Annotated in this window: 14 protein-coding genes; 9 read left to right on the forward strand and 5 right to left on the reverse strand. The window is 72.5% G+C overall.

Annotated elements, in window-relative coordinates:
• The gene (gene msrA, locus DEH69_RS20700) at window positions 1-663 is read right to left on the reverse strand and encodes a peptide-methionine (S)-S-oxide reductase MsrA (RefSeq protein WP_113688475.1); all 663 of its coding nucleotides are present in this window, start codon (window positions 661-663) and stop codon (window positions 1-3) included.
• A 35-nt stretch (window positions 664-698) separates the two neighbouring features.
• Window positions 699-1,838, reverse strand: a complete 1,140-nt coding sequence (locus tag DEH69_RS20705) for a hypothetical protein (protein ID WP_113688476.1) — start codon at window positions 1,836-1,838, stop codon at window positions 699-701.
• A gap of 146 nt (window positions 1,839-1,984) precedes the next feature.
• Between DEH69_RS20705 and DEH69_RS20710 the strand changes: the two genes are divergently transcribed.
• Window positions 1,985-3,139, forward strand: a complete 1,155-nt coding sequence (locus DEH69_RS20710) for a cystathionine gamma-synthase (RefSeq protein ID WP_113688477.1) — start codon at window positions 1,985-1,987, stop codon at window positions 3,137-3,139.
• Here DEH69_RS20710 and DEH69_RS20715 read toward each other — a convergent pair.
• Window positions 3,120-3,707, reverse strand: a complete 588-nt coding sequence (locus DEH69_RS20715) for a MarR family winged helix-turn-helix transcriptional regulator (RefSeq protein WP_113688478.1) — start codon at window positions 3,705-3,707, stop codon at window positions 3,120-3,122. The genes DEH69_RS20710 and DEH69_RS20715 overlap by 20 nt on opposite strands.
• A gap of 165 nt (window positions 3,708-3,872) precedes the next feature.
• Between DEH69_RS20715 and ilvA the strand changes: the two genes are divergently transcribed.
• The 4 genes from ilvA to DEH69_RS20735 all read left to right on the forward strand — a co-directional run bounded on the left by ilvA (window position 3,873) and on the right by DEH69_RS20735 (window position 10,597).
• Window positions 3,873-5,096 (forward strand): threonine ammonia-lyase, encoded by a 1,224-nt coding sequence (ilvA, locus tag DEH69_RS20720; RefSeq protein ID WP_113688479.1) that lies wholly within the window; start codon window positions 3,873-3,875, stop codon window positions 5,094-5,096.
• 202 nt (window positions 5,097-5,298) lie between these two features.
• Window positions 5,299-6,300 carry an ATP-binding cassette domain-containing protein gene (locus tag DEH69_RS20725; RefSeq protein ID WP_113688480.1) on the forward strand — a complete coding sequence of 334 codons (1,002 nt, stop codon included), beginning with the start codon at window positions 5,299-5,301 and terminating at the stop codon, window positions 6,298-6,300.
• Window positions 6,301-6,416: 116 nt separating this feature from the next.
• Window positions 6,417-7,169: an ABC transporter permease gene (locus DEH69_RS20730; protein ID WP_258534861.1), complete on the forward strand. Its 753-nt coding sequence runs from the start codon at window positions 6,417-6,419 to the stop codon at window positions 7,167-7,169.
• 149 nt (window positions 7,170-7,318) lie between these two features.
• Complete coding sequence (locus DEH69_RS20735) at window positions 7,319-10,597, forward strand: tetratricopeptide repeat protein (RefSeq protein ID WP_113688481.1); 3,279 nt, start codon at window positions 7,319-7,321, stop codon at window positions 10,595-10,597.
• A gap of 103 nt (window positions 10,598-10,700) precedes the next feature.
• On the opposite strand, the gene DEH69_RS20740 is transcribed toward DEH69_RS20735, so the two are convergent.
• The gene (locus tag DEH69_RS20740) at window positions 10,701-10,946 is read right to left on the reverse strand and encodes a hypothetical protein (protein ID WP_113688482.1); all 246 of its coding nucleotides are present in this window, start codon (window positions 10,944-10,946) and stop codon (window positions 10,701-10,703) included.
• Between the two features lie 4 nt (window positions 10,947-10,950).
• Window positions 10,951-11,823 (reverse strand): mycothiol conjugate amidase Mca, encoded by an 873-nt coding sequence (gene mca, locus DEH69_RS20745; RefSeq protein WP_113688483.1) that lies wholly within the window; start codon window positions 11,821-11,823, stop codon window positions 10,951-10,953.
• A gap of 130 nt (window positions 11,824-11,953) precedes the next feature.
• Between mca and DEH69_RS20750 the strand changes: the two genes are divergently transcribed.
• The 4 genes from DEH69_RS20750 to DEH69_RS20765 all read left to right on the forward strand — a co-directional run bounded on the left by DEH69_RS20750 (window position 11,954) and on the right by DEH69_RS20765 (window position 15,875).
• Window positions 11,954-12,376 carry a DUF4307 domain-containing protein gene (locus DEH69_RS20750; RefSeq protein ID WP_113688484.1) on the forward strand — a complete coding sequence of 141 codons (423 nt, stop codon included), beginning with the start codon at window positions 11,954-11,956 and terminating at the stop codon, window positions 12,374-12,376.
• Window positions 12,377-12,534: 158 nt separating this feature from the next.
• Window positions 12,535-13,035, forward strand: a complete 501-nt coding sequence (greA, locus tag DEH69_RS20755; RefSeq protein ID WP_113688485.1) for a transcription elongation factor GreA — start codon at window positions 12,535-12,537, stop codon at window positions 13,033-13,035.
• A gap of 646 nt (window positions 13,036-13,681) precedes the next feature.
• Window positions 13,682-15,196 (forward strand): AMP-binding protein, encoded by a 1,515-nt coding sequence (locus tag DEH69_RS20760; RefSeq protein WP_258534862.1) that lies wholly within the window; start codon window positions 13,682-13,684, stop codon window positions 15,194-15,196.
• 151 nt (window positions 15,197-15,347) lie between these two features.
• Window positions 15,348-15,875 carry a TauD/TfdA family dioxygenase gene (locus DEH69_RS20765; protein WP_113688487.1) on the forward strand — a complete coding sequence of 176 codons (528 nt, stop codon included), beginning with the start codon at window positions 15,348-15,350 and terminating at the stop codon, window positions 15,873-15,875.
• The last annotated feature ends 22 nt before the right edge of the window (window positions 15,876-15,897 follow it).

The raw sequence follows: 15,897 nt of genomic DNA on the forward strand, positions 1-15,897 counted from the left end.
TCAGCCCTCGGCGCGCGCCACGCCCACCGGGCACGAGATGCCGGTGCCGCCAAGGCCGCAGTAGCCCGCCTTATTGCGGTCGAGGTACTGCTGGTGGTAGTCCTCCGCCGGGTAGAACGGGTGCCGGGCGGCGGGGAGGAGTTCCGTCGTGATCTGGTCGTAGCCCGACTCGGACAGGACCCCCTGGTACGCCGACCGCGAGGTCTGTGCCGCGGACTCCTGGGCGGGAGAGTGGGTGTAGATCGCCGAGCGGTACTGGGTGCCCACGTCGTTGCCCTGGCGGTAGCCCTGCGTCGGGTCGTGGGACTCCCAGAACACCTTCAGCAGGTCCGTGTAGCTCACCTTCCGCGGGTCGAACACGACCCTGACCACCTCGGTGTGGCCGGTCATGCCGGAGCAGACCTCCTCGTAGGTGGGGTTCTCCGTGGTCCCGCCCTGGTAGCCGACGAGGGTCGTCCACACGCCGGGGGTCTGCCAGAAGCGGCGCTCGGCGCCCCAGAAGCAGCCGAGGCCGAAGTCGGCGACCTCAAGGCCCTCGGGGTAGGGGCCGAGGAGGGACGTGCCGAGGACCGTGTGCGTCTCCGGGACGCGGAACGGGCGCTCCGCCCGGCCCTGGAGGGCCTCATCCGCGGTGGGAAGCCGGGTCTTGAACGCGTACAGCATGATCGATGTGTCTCCCTCTTCTCACTGGCCGGGTCTCAGCGGCCCGCGATGGCCATGGCGCGATAGGCGGCGTACTCCTTGGCGGGGTCGTCGCCGTCGACCCACGGGATCGCACCGACATAACCGTCGATGGCCCGCACCTGTTCCGCCGCCTCCGGGTACCGCTCCGCGCGCACCAGGAAACACAGCAGTAGGTGGCGCACGTGCGGCTCCACCGGGTGACCGGGGCGCACGGTGTTCACCGCGAACTGGGCCGCCTCGATGGCGTCCGCCACGACCGCGCCCTGGTAGATCGGGCTCAGCGGCAGCTCGGGCAGGTGGTCGTACACGGCGAACAGCGGCAGCGCCGCGAGCAGGCTGCCCTCGGGGGCCGCCGCCGCGGCGGCCGTGGCGAAGGCGTCGGCGTCGGCGCGCGAGCCGTGCCACTTCTCCGAGAAGTAGGGCAACGCCGCCAGGTGCGCGCCCATGTGCTGCTTGTCGCGCTCGGTCACCTTCTGCCACAGCGCCTCGAAGTCGGGCCTGCGGTAGCTGAGGCCGCGCGCGATGAACAGCTCCGTGATGTAGGGGATCGGGTCGTCGGGGCGCAGCGCCGCCGCCTCGCCGCACACCGTGCGCGCCTCCTCAAGGATGATCCTGTGGTCGGCCGACGACGGGTCCGCCATCGCCTGCCACACCAGGAACTGCGCATACACCTGCGCGCCGCCGGGGTCGTTCGGCTGCTCACCGCGCCAGCGGCGCAGCCAGCCCGCGTCGTGCCCGCCCTCGGGCTCGCCCGCCGCGCGCCAGCGGGACAGCTCCATCGCGGCGGCGCCCGCGAGCGACTGCACGCGCTGCCAGCGCAGCTCGCCCTCGTCGGTCAGCGCGAGCAGCTGCCCCGCGGGCCGCCAGTCGCGCGTGCGCCGCGCCTCCTCGAGAACGGAGACCAGCTCGTGGTCGGGCCCCGGCAGGCGCACGTCGAGCTGGTCGACGGGAACGAGCCCGCCCGAGCCCGGCTCGCTCTCCTTGGACAGCGAGAGCCCCTCGGGCGCCCCCGCCGCACCACCACGCGCCGTGGTGGACTCGGCGGTGGCAGCGGCGCGTTCGAACTCCTCGCGCTCCCGGCGCCGACGGATCATCGGCATCACGAACACCCCGAAGAGAACGGCCAGGGTCATCAGCAGGAACAGGGCTTCCATGGCGTGCGGCTCCCCCTCGGGCATGCGTGTCCGGCGGTGCGGGACCGGTGCCTGACGCGTGCTTGACGTACATGGACACCTTATGTCGCGTCCGCCGCGCACCTCGACGGCGTCGCCTCCACCGTACGGCCCACTACCGTGGACCCATGAACGATCACCTCAGCGGCCAGCGTTTCGAGACCGTGGCCATCCACGCGGGGCAGGAGCCCGACCCGGTCACCGGCGCGGTCGTCCCGCCCATCCACCAGGTCTCCACGTACAAGCAGGACGGCGTCGGTGGCCTGCGCGGCGGATACGAGTACAGCCGGTCGGCGAACCCCACGAGGACCGCGCTCGAGGACAACCTCGCGGCCCTCGAGGGCGGCGGGCGCGGGCTCGCGTTCGCCTCGGGCCTGGCCGCGGAGGACTGCCTGCTGCGCACCGTGCTGTCGCCCGGCGACCACCTGGTGATCCCGAGCGACGCGTACGGCGGCACGTTCCGCCTGATCGCCAAGGTCGTCGAACGCTGGGGCGTGAGCTGGTCGGTCGCCGACACCGGCGACCCCGCGTCCGTGCGGCAGGCGCTGCGGCCCGAGACCAGGTTGATCTGGGTCGAGACGCCGTCCAACCCCCTGCTCGGCATCACCGACATCGCCCTGATCGCCGACCTGGCGCGCACGGCGGGCGCGCGGCTCGTGGTGGACAACACCTTCGCCAGCCCCTACCTCCAGCAGCCCCTCGCGCTGGGCGCCGACGTGGTGGTGCACTCCACCACCAAGTACCTGGGCGGTCACTCGGACGTGGTGGGTGGCGCGCTCGTCACGTCGGACGCGGCGCTGGCCGAGGAGCTGGCGTTCCACCAGAACGCGATGGGCGCGGTCGCCGGGCCGTTCGACGCGTGGCTCGTGATGCGCGGCGTCAAGACCCTCGCGGTCAGGATGGACCGGCACAGCGCGAACGCCGCCCGCGTCGTCGAGGCGCTTTCGGCCCACCGGAAGGTCTCCCGCGTGTACTACCCGGGGCTGCCGTCGCACCCGGGCCACGAGACGGCGGCCAAGCAGATGCGCGACTTCGGCGGGATGGTGTCGTTCCAGGTCGTGGGCGGGGAGAGCGCGGCGGTCGAGGTGTGCAACCGCACGCGCCTCTTCACGCTGGGCGAGTCGCTCGGGGGCGTGGAATCGCTCATCGAGCACCCGGGGCGCATGACGCACGCCTCCGTGTCGGGCTCGGCCCTCGAGGTCCCCGCCGACCTGGTGCGCCTGTCCGTCGGGATCGAGGCGGTGGACGACCTGCTCGCCGACCTCACCCAGGCGCTGGGCTGACGGGCTCGGAGGCACCGCCGGTGTCGGCCCCGCCGGTGTCGGGGCCGCCGGTCTGGAGCCGGGTGATCGCGCCGTTGAAGCGCGTCAGGAGCGCGCAGAAGTCGGCGCGCTCCTGTGGCGTCCAGCCCTCGGTGAGCGTCGAGATCAGCCGCCTGCGCGAGTCGCGCACCTCGGCCAGCCGCTCGCTGCCGAGCGGGGAGATCTGGAGCACCACGGCCCGTCCGTCGGCCGGGTCGGCGGCCCTTCTGACCAGGCCGGCCTCCACGAGCGGCGCGACCTGGCGGGTCACCGTGGACGAGTCGATGCCCATGCCGCAGGCCAGCGCCTTCACGCCGGCCGGTCCCTCCTCGGCGAGTCTGCTCAGCAGCAGATAGGCGGCGCGGTCCATCGTCTCGCGGGCGGGGCCGAGGCCGCCGAGGCGGGTCTGCTCGGCCCTGCGGGCGAAGACGGCCACCTCGTGCTGGAGCGCGTCGAGCAGCGCCGCGTGCCGCGGCTGCGGCTGCGACGGCGCCGGAGGTGCCGCGGTGGGGGAGGCGGCGGGTGATGCGGTGCTTGTTTCAGGCGTCATGTCCGAACGTTCCGATGGCTCACGGGGGTTCACGGGGGGTGGCGCGCTGGTTGCGCCACAGCGTACGCGTAACCGCCCGGGCACGGGGCGCTCGCGTCCGGATCCCCCCGGCGTCCCCCGGCATCCCCCCGCGCTGCCGTTCCGCCAGGCTGCGACACTGGCGACATGTCCGACCCTCACCACCCCGAAGGCCCCGGCCTGGGCGACGTGCTCGCCGCGCAGAAGACGCTCACCGGCATCACGCGCGTCACGGCCGTCGAAGGCAGCCGCTACCTCGGCGACCTGGTCGGCGCCCCGGTGCACCTCAAGTGCGAGAACCTTCAGCGCACCGGCTCGTTCAAGCTCCGCGGCGCCTACACGCGCATCGCGGGGCTCGACGACGCCGAGCGCGCCAGGGGCGTCGTCGCGGCAAGCGCGGGCAACCACGCGCAGGGCGTCGCGCTCGCGGCGTCGCTGCTCGGCGTGCCGTCGACCGTGTTCATGCCCGCGGGCGCGCCGCTGCCCAAGATCGCCGCGACGCGCGAGTACGGCGCGGAGGTGCGGCTGCGCGGGCAGGTCGTGGACGAGACGCTGGCCGCGGCCGAGGAGTACGCGCGGACCACGGGCGCGGTGCTGATACACCCCTTCGACCACCCCGACGTGGTGGCGGGCCAGGGCACGGTGGGCCTTGAGATCCTGGAGCAGTGCCCCGAGGTGCGCACGATCGTGGTCGGCATCGGCGGGGGCGGGCTCGCGGCGGGTGTCGCGGTCGCGGTCAAGGCGCTGCGGCCCGATGTCGCGGTGATCGGCGTGCAGGCGGAGGGCTCCGCGGCGTATCCGCCGTCGCTCGCGGCCGGGCGGCCCGTCGCGCTGCCCGAGGTCTCGACGATGGCGGACGGCATGAAGGTCGGGCGCCCAGGCGACGTGCCGTTCCGGATCATCGCCGACCTGGTGGACGAGGTGCGCACGGTCTCCGAGGACGCGCTCTCCGCCGCGCTGCTGCTGTGCCTTGAACGGGCCAAGCTCGTCGTGGAGCCCGCGGGGGCGAGCCCGGTGGCGGCGCTGCTCTCCGCGCCCGAGGCGTTCGACGGCCCGGTCGTCGCGGTGCTCTCAGGGGGGAACGTCGACCCCGTGGTGCTCGAACGCAGCCTGCGGCACGGCATGGCGGCCGCGGGCCGCTACCTGTCGCTGCGGCTGCGCGTGCCGGACCGCCCCGGGGTGCTCGCGGCGCTGCTCGGGGCGTTGTCAGTGGCGGATGCCAATGTGTTGGCGGTGAACCACGTCAGGACCGACCCCGGGCTCGGCGTGAGCGAGGCGGAGGTGGAGCTCCAGCTGGAGACCCAGGGGCCGCGGCACTGCGTGGAGGTGTCGGAGGCGCTGGGCGCGGCGGGGTACCGGATCCTCGGCTGAGGCGCGGGCCGACGGCGGGCCGGGGCCCGGGCTGGACGCGGGACGGGCGCGGGATGGGCGCGGGTCATCGAAAATCGCTAACGCGATACATCGCGATAGTCTATGCTGGCGGCGCCGCTCCTTCGAAGGGGTGGTGTCGAGTCGCGCAGCGCGCCCGTCCGACCGACCCTTGACCGACCCCCCGACCACTCCGGGAGACCACATGCCAGGCGCCATTCACGCCGAGGGGCTGGTGAAAACCTTCGGCGACGTCCGCGCCCTGGACGGCGTCGACATCGACGTGCCCGAGGGCTCAGTGCTCGGCCTCCTCGGGCCCAACGGCGCGGGCAAGACCACCGCCGTGCGCGTCCTCACCACCCTGCTCCAGCCCGACAGCGGCCACGCCGAGGTCGCCGGCGTCGACGTCCTGTCCCGCCCGAACGAAGTGCGCCGCCTCATCGGCCTCTCGGGCCAGTTCGCGGCGGTCGACGACCTGCTCACCGGCCGGGAGAACCTTCAGATGGTCGGCCAGCTCTACCAGCTCTCCTCGCGCGACGCGAAGCGCAGGGCGAAGGAGCTGCTCGAGAGGTTCAACCTCGCGGATGCCGCCGACCGCACCGCCAAGACGTACTCCGGCGGCATGCGGCGCAGGCTCGACCTGGCCGCCGCGCTGGTCATCAGCCCGCCCGTGATGTTCATGGACGAGCCCACCACGGGCCTCGACCCGGTCAACCGCCTCCAGCTGTGGGAGGTCATCAGGGAGCTGGTTGCCGGTGGCACCACGCTGCTGCTCACCACCCAGTACCTGGAGGAGGCCGACCACCTCGCCGACACGATCGCCGTCGTGGACCGCGGCAAGGTCATCGCCCGCGGCACGTCCGACCAGCTCAAGACGCAGACGGGCGGCGACGTCGTCGAGGTCGTCGTCCACGACCGCGAGCGCATCGGCGAGGCCGAGGAGGTGCTGCGGCGCCTGGGCGACGGCGAGACGACGCTGGTGGCCCACACGCGCAAGCTGAGCGTTCCCGCGGCGGGCGGCGCCAAGCTGCTCGCCGAGGTCATCCGCGAGCTTGACGGGCGCGGCATCGAGATCGACGACATCGGCCTGCGCCGCCCGACCCTTGACGACGTCTTCGTCTCCCTCACCGGGCACGCGGCCGAGGAGGAGGCGGGCGGGGCCGGGAGGTCCGCCGACGCGGTGACCGAGAAGGAGAGCGGCCAGTGAGCATCAGCGTCAACGGCCCGGCCACCAGGCCCGCCGCCCGCCCCGGCGACGAGCGCATAAGCCTGGGGCAGGGCATCAGGGACTCGCTCGTCGTCACCCGCCGCAACCTCCTGCGGATGCTGCGGATCCCCGAGGTCGTGGTGTTCGGCCTCATCCAGCCGATCATGTTCGTGGTGCTGTTCAGCTACGTGTTCGGCGGCTCGATCACCCTGCCAGGCGCGGGCAACGACCCCGACGCCTACCGGGCGTTCCTCATGGGCGGCATCTTCGCCCAGACGGTCACGTTCGCCACCGCGGGCTCGAGCGCGGGCATCGCCGAGGACATGCAGAAGGGCATCATCGACCGGTTCAGGTCGCTGCCCATGGCCCGAGGCGCCGTGCTGACCGGGCGCACCTTCGCCGACCTGGTGCAGACCGCCGCCATCCTGCTGGTCCTGGCGATCGTCGCCCTCGCGGTCGGCTGGCGGATCCACGACGGGCTGCCCAAGGCGCTCGCGGCGTTCGGCATCCTGCTCCTCTTCGGGTACGCGTTCACCTGGATCGGCGCGCTGATCGGCCTCTCGGTCCGCTCGCCCGAGGCCGCGACCTCGGGCGGCCTGGTGTGGCTGTTCCCGCTGACGTTCGTCTCCAACGCGTTCGTCCCCTCCGAGAATATGCCGGGCTGGCTCCAGCCCGTCGCCGAGTGGAATCCCTTCAGCGCGACCGTGCTGGCCGTCCGCGACCTCTTCGGGAACCTCCCGCCCAACTCCCCGACGCCCGACGCCTGGCCCATGCAGCACCCGGTGCTCGCCTCGCTCATCTGGTCCGCGATCATCATCGCCGTCTTCCGCACGCTCGCCGTCCGCAAGTACAAGCGCGCCACCGCCTGACCCCACAGGGCGCCACCGCCTCACGAGCCCCCGGCTTTGCCGGGGGCTTGTGCTTTCCCGGCGCGGTCCGCAGGATGATGCGCCCGGATGCAACGACTCGGCCCGATTCCGCGTGATAGAGGGCGAGTTGACCACGGAAGGGGGAAGCGATGCAGATATCCGCCGGAGGGCTCGCCGAGCGGCACTTCGCCGATGTGGAGGGCCTGCTCACCCGGGCCACCGATGAGGAGGTGCGGCGCTCAGGTGGTCGCCTCGACGGCGCCCAGCTGCTGCAACGGGCCCGCGCCGCGCTCGCGGAGATCCTGCGCCCCGCCCAGGAGGAGTACGCCGCCTACGCCCAGGCCGAGGCCGAGGGCGCGCCAGCGCGGCTCGCCGACCGGTTCGCGCCCCGCGCGTCGGCCGGGGCGTGCGCCGCGGCGCTGGGCGCGGGGCTGGCCACCGTTCTGCTCATCGGCGGCATCGAGGAGTCGGCGACCACGGCGTTCGTCGACGCCGCGATCGTCGCGGCTGCCGCCCTCCTCGGCTTCGCGCTCCAGGCCGTGGTCGCCCACCAGTGGTCCGCCGAACGCCACGCGGGCAGCAGGAATCAGCCGGGCGGCGTCGAGCAGCTGCGCCTCGCCTGGCTCACGGCCCTCGAAGTGCGGGGCGTCAGGCCCTGGTTCGAGCAGCAGCGCGTCGTCGCGCCCCGCCGCGACCCGCTGGGCCGCGACAAGGGCGACGCCCGCCGCCCCGCGCCCAGGGCCAGGGACCGCAGCGGGGTGGCCCGCACGCGCTCCGTGCTCAACCGCTCGTTCGACCGGCTTCCCGACCTCGGGCATCCGTTCATCGGCCGCCGTAGCCAGCTGACCCAGCTCACCCAGTGGGTCAACCGCGACCGGGCCAGGACCGAGACCCGGCCCACCGTTGTCGTCCTGCACGGCCCTTCGGGCGCGGGCCGCACGATGCTGGCGCGCTGGGCGACGCACGAGCTGCGCGAGCTGTTCCGTGGCGCGTGCCTGGTCGACCTGCGCGGCCAGAGCGAGAGCCCTCTGCACACCAGGGACGCGATCCTGCACCTGCTCAACCGCCTCGGCGCCCCGCGCGAGCAGCTGCTCTTCCGCGAGGGCGCGGGCCAGAGCGCCGACCCGGCCCAGCTGCGCCGCCTCGCCGAGCGCTACCACCAGCACCTCGCCGAGCTGCCGGTGATCCTCATCCTGGACGACGCCACCGACGCCGAGCAGGTCCGCACCCTGATCCCGCCGCGCTCCGCGTCGCTCGTGCTGGTCACCGCCGCCGAGCCGCTGGCCCTCGACCCCGATCTGCCCGCGTCCGTGCACCACATGGCGCTCGGCCCGCTGGACCTGGCCGCGTCCGAGGAGCTGCTGCGCGCCTCGGTCACCGATGGCGCCAGCATCGCGCCAGGGCCCTACGACGAGGCCGCGTGGCGCCGCGTCACCGAGCTGTGCGACGGCCGCCCGCTGCTGCTGCGCATGGTCGGCTCCGCGCTCGACGAGCGCTCCCCCTCCCAGCTCGCCGAGGATCTTGCGGCCTACGGTCCACCGGGCGGCGGCCTCGACCCGGCCGAGCGCGCCATGCGCCTGCGCTACGCCGACCAGCCGGAGATCGCCCGCCGCCTGCTGCGCCGCCTCGCGCTGGTCGGCCGCGCCAGCCTGGGCGCGCGCGCCGCCGCCGCGCTGCTCGACGTCGGGCAGCAGGAGGCCGCGCGCCAGCTGGAGCAGCTGACAGGGGCGGGGCTGCTGCGTCATGTCCGCGGCAACCGGTACCGGCTGCATGACCTGGTCCGCCGCTTCGCGCGCGCCCGGCTGCACGACGAGGAGACCGACGAGGAGCGCTCGGCCGCGCAGGAGCGGCTGATCCGCAGCTACGCCGAGCTCGCCGACACCGTGATCCGGCTGGTGGACGGCAAGACCTCGACGCGCGCCGACGTGCTGCCCGCCCCGGCGGGCGGCCATGGCTTCGCCTCGCTCGACGCCGCGCTGCGCTGGTTCGACGACGAGACCAGCTTCATCACCTCGACCCTGCGCCACGCCGACGAGCGCGTGGACCGCACGGCCGTGCAGCACCTCCTGGGCGCGCTGTGCGACTACTGCCTCCTGCGCGGCGACCTCTACCGCCTCGGCGAGCTGAACGAGCTGACCCAGGCGGTCAACCAGGGCCTGCTCACCCGCTCCGTCCAGTGGCGCACGGGCGTCGCGGCCCGGCAGCTCGGCGAGCTCGACAAGGCGCGTTCGACCCTGACGTCCGTGGTCACCCTCTACCAGCGCGCGCACAACGAGGCGGGCACCGCGCGCGCCCTGCGCGACCTCGGGATCACGCTCCAGCACCAGGGCCAGCTGCGCGAGGCGGGCGAGAAGCTGCGGGAGGCGCTGGCGCTCCAGGAGGGCGAGGGGCTGGACGGCGACCGGGCGTGGACGCTGCACGCGCTGGCGGCCGTCGAGCGCGAACGCGGCAGGATCGTCGCCGCGCGCGGCATGCTGCGCGAGGCGCTGCGGCTGCACCAGGGCTCGGGCAGCGTGCACGGCGAGGCGTGGACGCGCTTCCAGCTGGGGCAGACGCTCCTGCTCGCCGGGGAGATCGCGCCCGCGGAGCGCGAGCTGCGCTTCTCGCTCGACCTGTACGAGCGCTCGCGCGACGTCCGCGGCGTCGCCTGGGCGATGACCGAGCTGGGCCTGGCGCGCGTCCACGACGGCGACCCCGTGGCCGCCCAGGAGCAGCTGACCACCGCGCTGGCCAGGCACCGCGAGACGGAGGACGCGCGCGGCGAGGCATGGACCCTGTACGACCTGGGCCACGCCCTGGAGGACGCGGGCGACGGAACGGGCGCGGTGCGCACCCTTGAGCAGGCGCGGAACATGTTCAGCCGCATGCGGGACGTCTACGGCCTGGCCTGCGCCCGCCACCACTCGGCGAGGATCACGCGGGACATCAGGGCGGACAGCACGGGCTCGTTGCGCAACAGCGGCTTCGCGCGGCAGCTGCTGACCGACGCCAGGCGCGACTTCCAGCGCGCCGGGGTGAACCATGGCGAGGCGTGGTGCTGCCTCGAGCTGACGGTGATCGAGGCGGGGAACGAACGGCTCGGGCAGGCGCTCGGTCTCGCCGACGAGGCGCTGCGGCTGTTCACGGAAGGGTATGGCGAGGGGCCCGACGCGCGGGGCGGCGACTGGGCGCGGTTCCTGCGGTGCACCCTGCTGCCGCTGGCCTCACCAGGCGGCTCCGAGGTCGGCGAGGCCGTCGCGCAGGAGGAGCTGGCGGAGCTCCTGCGCGCCGAGCACCCGCTGCGCGACCCGCGCCTGACGGACGCCGCGCACACCTACGCCATGATGCTCCAGCGTGGCCAGGGCCCTGAGTCGGGCTGGACCGCCTGGCGGCTCGGCATGGTCCCGCGGCGCGGCGCCCGGGATGTGATCGGCGTGACGACCGCCTAGACCGTCACCGGTCCTCGCCGATCGCCGCTGATCGTCGCGCACGTGCTGCTCGGTGCTGCTCGGTGGTGCTCGGTGCTGCTCGGTGGTGCTCGAAGGGGAACGCTCAGGAGCGGGAGGGCTGCCGGTCGCCGCCGGCGGTCTCCTTCTCCGTTTCCTTCCCGTGGTGTGCGCCGTGGGCCGCCGCCACCGGCTCGTTCTCCGGGACGACGATCCTTCCGAGGTGCTTGCTCATGGACTTCAACAGGATCCAGACCCCCACGCCCAGGACCGCGAACACGATGAAGCCGAGCACGCCCGGCGTCACCGTGTACTCGTTCAGCTCCTCGGCGAGGGGCAGCAACTCACTCATGCCGTCAATTCTCCCGGATGCCCGCGAAGAGGTCGGACTCGGGTAGGGAGGTGTCCACGCGGGTGCGGGCCAGCTCGTAGTCCTCGGTCGGCCAGATCTCCTGCTGGAGCTCGAGCGGCACCCTGAACCAGCCGCCGTCGGGGTCGATCTGGGTGGCGTGCGCGATCAGCGCCTTGTCGCGGATCGCGAAGAAGTCGCCGCACGGCACGCGCGTGGTGAGCTGCCGCTCGGGCCGCCCGCCGTCGTCCCAGCGCTCCAGCCACTCGCCGTAGGGCGACTCCAGGCCCCGCGCGATGAGCGCCTCGTGGAGCGCGACGGTGCGCGGCTTGTTGAAGCCCTGGTTGTAGTACAGCTTCAACGGCGTCCACGGCTCCCCGGCCTCGGGGTAACGCGTCGGGTCGCCCGCCGCCTCGAACGCCACCATCGAGATCTTGTGGGTCATGATGTGGTCGGGGTGCGGATAGCCGCCGTTCTCGTCGTACGTCGTCATCACGTGCGGCCGGAACGAACGGATCAGGCGCACCAACGCCTCGGCCGCCACCTCGACGTCCTGGAGGCCGAAGCAGCCGTCGGGCAGCGGCGGCAGCGGGTCGCCCTCGGGGAGCCCCGAGTCGACGAAGCCGAGCCACGCCTGCTTGACGCCGAGGATCTCGCGGGCCTCGGCCATCTCCTTGGCCCGCACCTCGTGGATGTGCTCCTCGATGTAGGCGTCGCCCTGGAGCTTGGGATTGAGGATCGAGCCCCGCTCCCCGCCCGTGCAGGTCGCGACGAGCACATCGACGCCCTCCGATACGTATTTCGCCATGGTCGCCGCGCCCTTGCTGGACTCGTCGTCCGGATGGGCATGCACCGCCATGAGTCGTAGCTGCTCGGTCAAGGCTGTTCCCTCGTCGTTGGGGTCCGGTCGGTCATCGGGCATGGGCCGTCGCCTTCTATAGTGACGGATGGACCGGCGCGGCTGTTCCGCATTTCCGCCGGTCGTCGTCTCACCACGAGGACCGAGTGCCATGGCTGATCTGCGAGCGAGGCTTCCCGAGGGCCGCTACGGCAGGCGTGGCTCCGACGACGCCAGGACCGACCGGCGGCTGACGGTCATCGGCCTCGCGCTCGGGGCCGTGCTGCTCGGCTTCGTCGCGTGGGCCGGGCTCTCCTACATCGGCGACCAGAAGGTCACGGGCCAGCTCACCGGCTTCGACGTGGTCTCGGACGAGGAGATCCAGGTCAACGTCGCGGTGCGCAAGCCGTCGGGCGCCGATGGCGTGTGCACCGTCCGCGCCCAGGCCGACGACGGCCTCGAGGTGGGCAGGGGCGACTTCAGGTTCGAGGAGGACGGCGACAGCGTGCACCGCGCCGTGACGCTGCGCACTACGCAGCGTGCCACCTCGGCCGAGCTGATGGGCTGTTCCGAGGCGGCACAAGCCGCGAACTAGACCCGGTGGGTTTTGACCCGGCAGCGGAGGGTAATCCTTCCGGACATCGACAGGCATTGTTAGAGTCGATATTTCGATCGACGATCGCCCGCCCAGACTTGAGGATGTCTGGGTCGGGCCTTGTTTTTATTCCCTCTCGTCTACTTCGAGGAGCACCTGTGACGCAGACCAGCGACACTGTCACCTGGCTGACCCAGGAGGCGTATGACCAGCTCAAGGCCGAGCTGGATCACCTGTCGGGTCCTGCCCGCACCGAGATCGCGAAGAAGATCGAGCAGGCGCGCGAAGAAGGGGACCTGAAGGAGAACGCCGGGTATCACGCGGCCAAGGAGGAGCAGGGCAAGATGGAGGCGCGCGTGCGCCAGCTCACTCAGCTCCTGGAGAGTGCGCAGGTCGGCGAGGCCCCCGCCGACACCGGCGTCGTGGCCCCCGGCATGGTGGTCACCATCGCGTTCGACGGCGACGAGGACGACACCATGACGTTCCTGCTCGCCTCCCGCGAGTTCGCCACGTCCGACATCGAGACCTACTCGCCGCAGTCCCCGCTCGGCGGTGGCGTCAACGGCAAGAAGGTCGGCGACGACGCGGAGTACACCCTTCCCAACGGCAACGTCGCGCGCGTGAAGGTACTCGAGGCGAAGCCGTACCAGGCGGGCTGACGGGCCCCGGTGAGGGCCGCTCAGAATCGCCGGTGCCTCATGGGCTCTCGCTGAGGCAACGCGCCACCGTCGTTCGGGGGTTCGGCAGGCGCGCCCGAGAGATGAGGACCATTCATGACTGACGACGCGGCCGAGGCCGCGGTACGCCGGGGTGCCGCGCTGGCGCTCGCGGTGACCGGGAGCCTGGCGCTCTCGGCCCGCGGCGGTGACGGGGAGGCGGTCTCCGGCGAGGGGAACGGGAGCGGCGCTGCCCGAGGTGCCGGGCGGAGACGAGTGCGTGGACGGCGCGGGCTGGACGGCCAGCGCCTCGCACCTGTTCGCGATGGGCGCTGCGGCACGTTCGGCGACGCCTAGCAGCTCTCCGCCTTCCCCGCGACCGGCGGTGAGGCGCTGTGGTTGGCCGGTCGGTCGCGTGCGTCGCCCGCCCGTGCGACGATGCCCGCGTCGGTCGGCCAACTCGCGGTCGTCGTGTCCGATCCGGCACGCGAACCGTCAACTCATGGCAGCCATGCCCGATTTCAAAGACCCGTACGTTCCCCTTCGCGAGTCTGTATGCTCGTCACCTGCACCACCCGCCTCTTCTTCATCTGCTGGCCGCTCGGGACGCTGCGGGGGAACCCCGCGGAGGGAGGGCGATTCCTTGCCCGTGAAGACCCTGCACTCTTGGTTCACCGACAGCGTCCGCCGCGTCCCCGACCAGGACGCGCTGGTCGTCGCCGGGCAACGGCTGAGCTACGCACAACTGGACGCCGTCTCACGGAAGGTGGCGGCCCTGGTGGCCACGGCGGCCGGGACGCGGCCGGTCAGGGTCGGGTTGCTGGCCGCGGGCAGCGTGGTCGCCTACGCCGGCTACCTCGGCGTGCTGCGCGCCGGCGGCACCGTGGTCCCGCTGAGTGAGGACTACCCGGCCGACAGGAACCGCCAGATCCTCGAGCTCGCCCGGCTCGACATCGTGTTGGCCGACGAAGGCAGGGACACCTCGTTCGCGGACGGCACCGGAGTGCCGGTGATCGCAGTGGCCGAGGACGACGTGCGGGGCGCCCTGCGAGCCGCTCCGGCCGTCCCGGGTGCCCCGCTCGACGACGCGCTCAGCGCGGACGCGGTCGCGTACATCCTCTTCACCTCGGGGTCCACCGGTGTCCCGAAGGGGGTGCCGATCCGGCACCGGAACCTGGATGCCTTCCTCCGCTTCCACCTGGACCGATACCAGGTCGGGCCCGGCTGCCGGATGTCCCAGACCTTCGGCCTGACCTTCGACCCTTCGGTCTTCGACATGTTCGTCGCCTGGGGCGGCGGAGCGACGCTGGTGGTGCCCTCACGTGGCGAGTTGGTCGACCCGGTCGGCTTCGTCAACGACCACGCCCTGACCCACTGGTACTCCGTGCCCTCGATCGTTTCGCTCGTGCGCGACAGCGGCTCCCTCGACCCCGGCAGCCTGCCGACCCTGCGCCGCAGCCTCTTCGCCGGCGAGCAGTTGACGCTTGAGCAGGCGCGGGTCTGGTCGGAGGCCGCGCCGGGGAGCACGGTGGAGAATCTGTACGGGCCCACCGAGCTCTCCGTCACGGTGACGGCCTACCGGCTCCCGGCCGACCGCTCCGCGTGGCCGAAGTCCTCCAATGGCACGGTCCCGATCGGCCGCGTCTACCCGCATCTCGACCAACGGATCGATCCGGACACCGGCGAGCTACAGGTCCGCGGGCCGCAGCGATTCGACGGCTACCTCGATCCGGCGGACAACGACGGGCGTTTCCATGAGCCAGGACCGGACCCAGGACCGAACCCCGGCTCGGGGCCGGGTGCGCGGGCGTGGTATCGGACCGGCGACCGAGTGGCGGTCGAGGACGGTGAGCTCGTCCACATCGGCCGACTCGACCAACAGGTCAAGATCATGGGCCGACGTCTTGAGCTGGGCGACGTGGAGTCCGCGATCCGCCGCTGGGGAGGCGTCGACCACGTGGTGGTCGTCGCCGCGCCGGGACCGGGTGGCGAGCCGCGACTCACCGCCGTCTACAGCGGCACCGTGACCGCGCCCGCCGACCTGCGCGACCAACTGCGCCCCCACCTGCCCGTACACATGCTCCCTGACCGATTCGTCCAGCTCGACGCGCTGCCGCTCAACGCCAACGGCAAGGTGGACCGCCAGGCGTGCGGCGGGCTCTGACGCCCCGTTCGACACGTCAGGCGGCGCCCGCTCGCCGACGCTTCGGCAGCCACCGGTGAGGACACCACGCCACGACGGGGAGCAACCGGCCGCCCCGCCGCCGAGTTGGCACCATCCCGGCCTCAGTCACGCGCAAAGGGGAGGACGTTCGATGAGCACCTACGCGGAGGGACGAACAGGCGCGCCGGTCTGGCAGGTGACGTCAGGAAGGCCCGCCACGACAAGGATCGACGGTCCGAAGGACATCGACGAAGCCTGCCTCCGCACCCGCCAGCTGCGCCCCGGGGTCATCCGGCACCCGTCCACCGGGGCCGAGGTCTGGTTCAACCACCTGGCCTTCTGGAACGAGTGGGCCCTGGACGACCGGGTCAGGGAAGCCCTCCTGGACGAGTTCGGTCCTGACGGACTGCCCTTCAACTCGGCCTTCGGCGATGGCGAACCGCTGACCAGGGAAGACCTTCGGACCATCCAGGCCGCCTACGAGGCCGCCACCGTGCGTGAGCACGCCACCGTGCGTGAGCAGTGGGAGGTGGGCGATCTGCTGCTCGTCGACAACATCCTGGCCGCCCATGGACGTGACGCGTTCCGAGGAGAGCGGAAGATCGTCGTGGCGATGGGCAACCCCGTGGACATCGACGCGTGTCGGCCGAGCACACGACCCGCCGCGACGTCGGTGTGATCCGACACCTTCGCCACACCGA

Origin of the sequence: Streptomyces sp. PT12 (genome assembly GCF_003311645.1) — a bacterium.
GTDB lineage: Bacteria > Actinomycetota > Actinomycetes > Streptomycetales > Streptomycetaceae > Streptomyces.

Bases quoted from the DNA above. Each gene is read 5' to 3' on its own strand.
- DEH69_RS20715 (WP_113688478.1), bottom strand. From the start codon at position 3,707: ATGACGCCTGAAACAAGCACCGCATCACCCGCCGCCTCCCCCACCGCG.
- ilvA (WP_113688479.1), top strand. From the start codon at position 3,873: ATGTCCGACCCTCACCACCCCGAAGGCCCCGGCCTGGGCGACGTGCTC.
- DEH69_RS20735 (WP_113688481.1), top strand. From the start codon at position 7,319: ATGCAGATATCCGCCGGAGGGCTCGCCGAGCGGCACTTCGCCGATGTG.
- DEH69_RS20725 (WP_113688480.1), top strand. From the start codon at position 5,299: ATGCCAGGCGCCATTCACGCCGAGGGGCTGGTGAAAACCTTCGGCGAC.
- DEH69_RS20740 (WP_113688482.1), bottom strand. From the start codon at position 10,946: ATGAGTGAGTTGCTGCCCCTCGCCGAGGAGCTGAACGAGTACACGGTG.
- DEH69_RS20710 (WP_113688477.1), top strand. From the start codon at position 1,985: ATGAACGATCACCTCAGCGGCCAGCGTTTCGAGACCGTGGCCATCCAC.
- msrA (WP_113688475.1), bottom strand. From the start codon at position 663: ATGCTGTACGCGTTCAAGACCCGGCTTCCCACCGCGGATGAGGCCCTC.
- DEH69_RS20705 (WP_113688476.1), bottom strand. From the start codon at position 1,838: ATGGAAGCCCTGTTCCTGCTGATGACCCTGGCCGTTCTCTTCGGGGTG.
- DEH69_RS20765 (WP_113688487.1), top strand. From the start codon at position 15,348: ATGAGCACCTACGCGGAGGGACGAACAGGCGCGCCGGTCTGGCAGGTG.
- DEH69_RS20750 (WP_113688484.1), top strand. From the start codon at position 11,954: ATGGCTGATCTGCGAGCGAGGCTTCCCGAGGGCCGCTACGGCAGGCGT.
- DEH69_RS20730 (WP_258534861.1), top strand. From the start codon at position 6,417: ATGCTGCGGATCCCCGAGGTCGTGGTGTTCGGCCTCATCCAGCCGATC.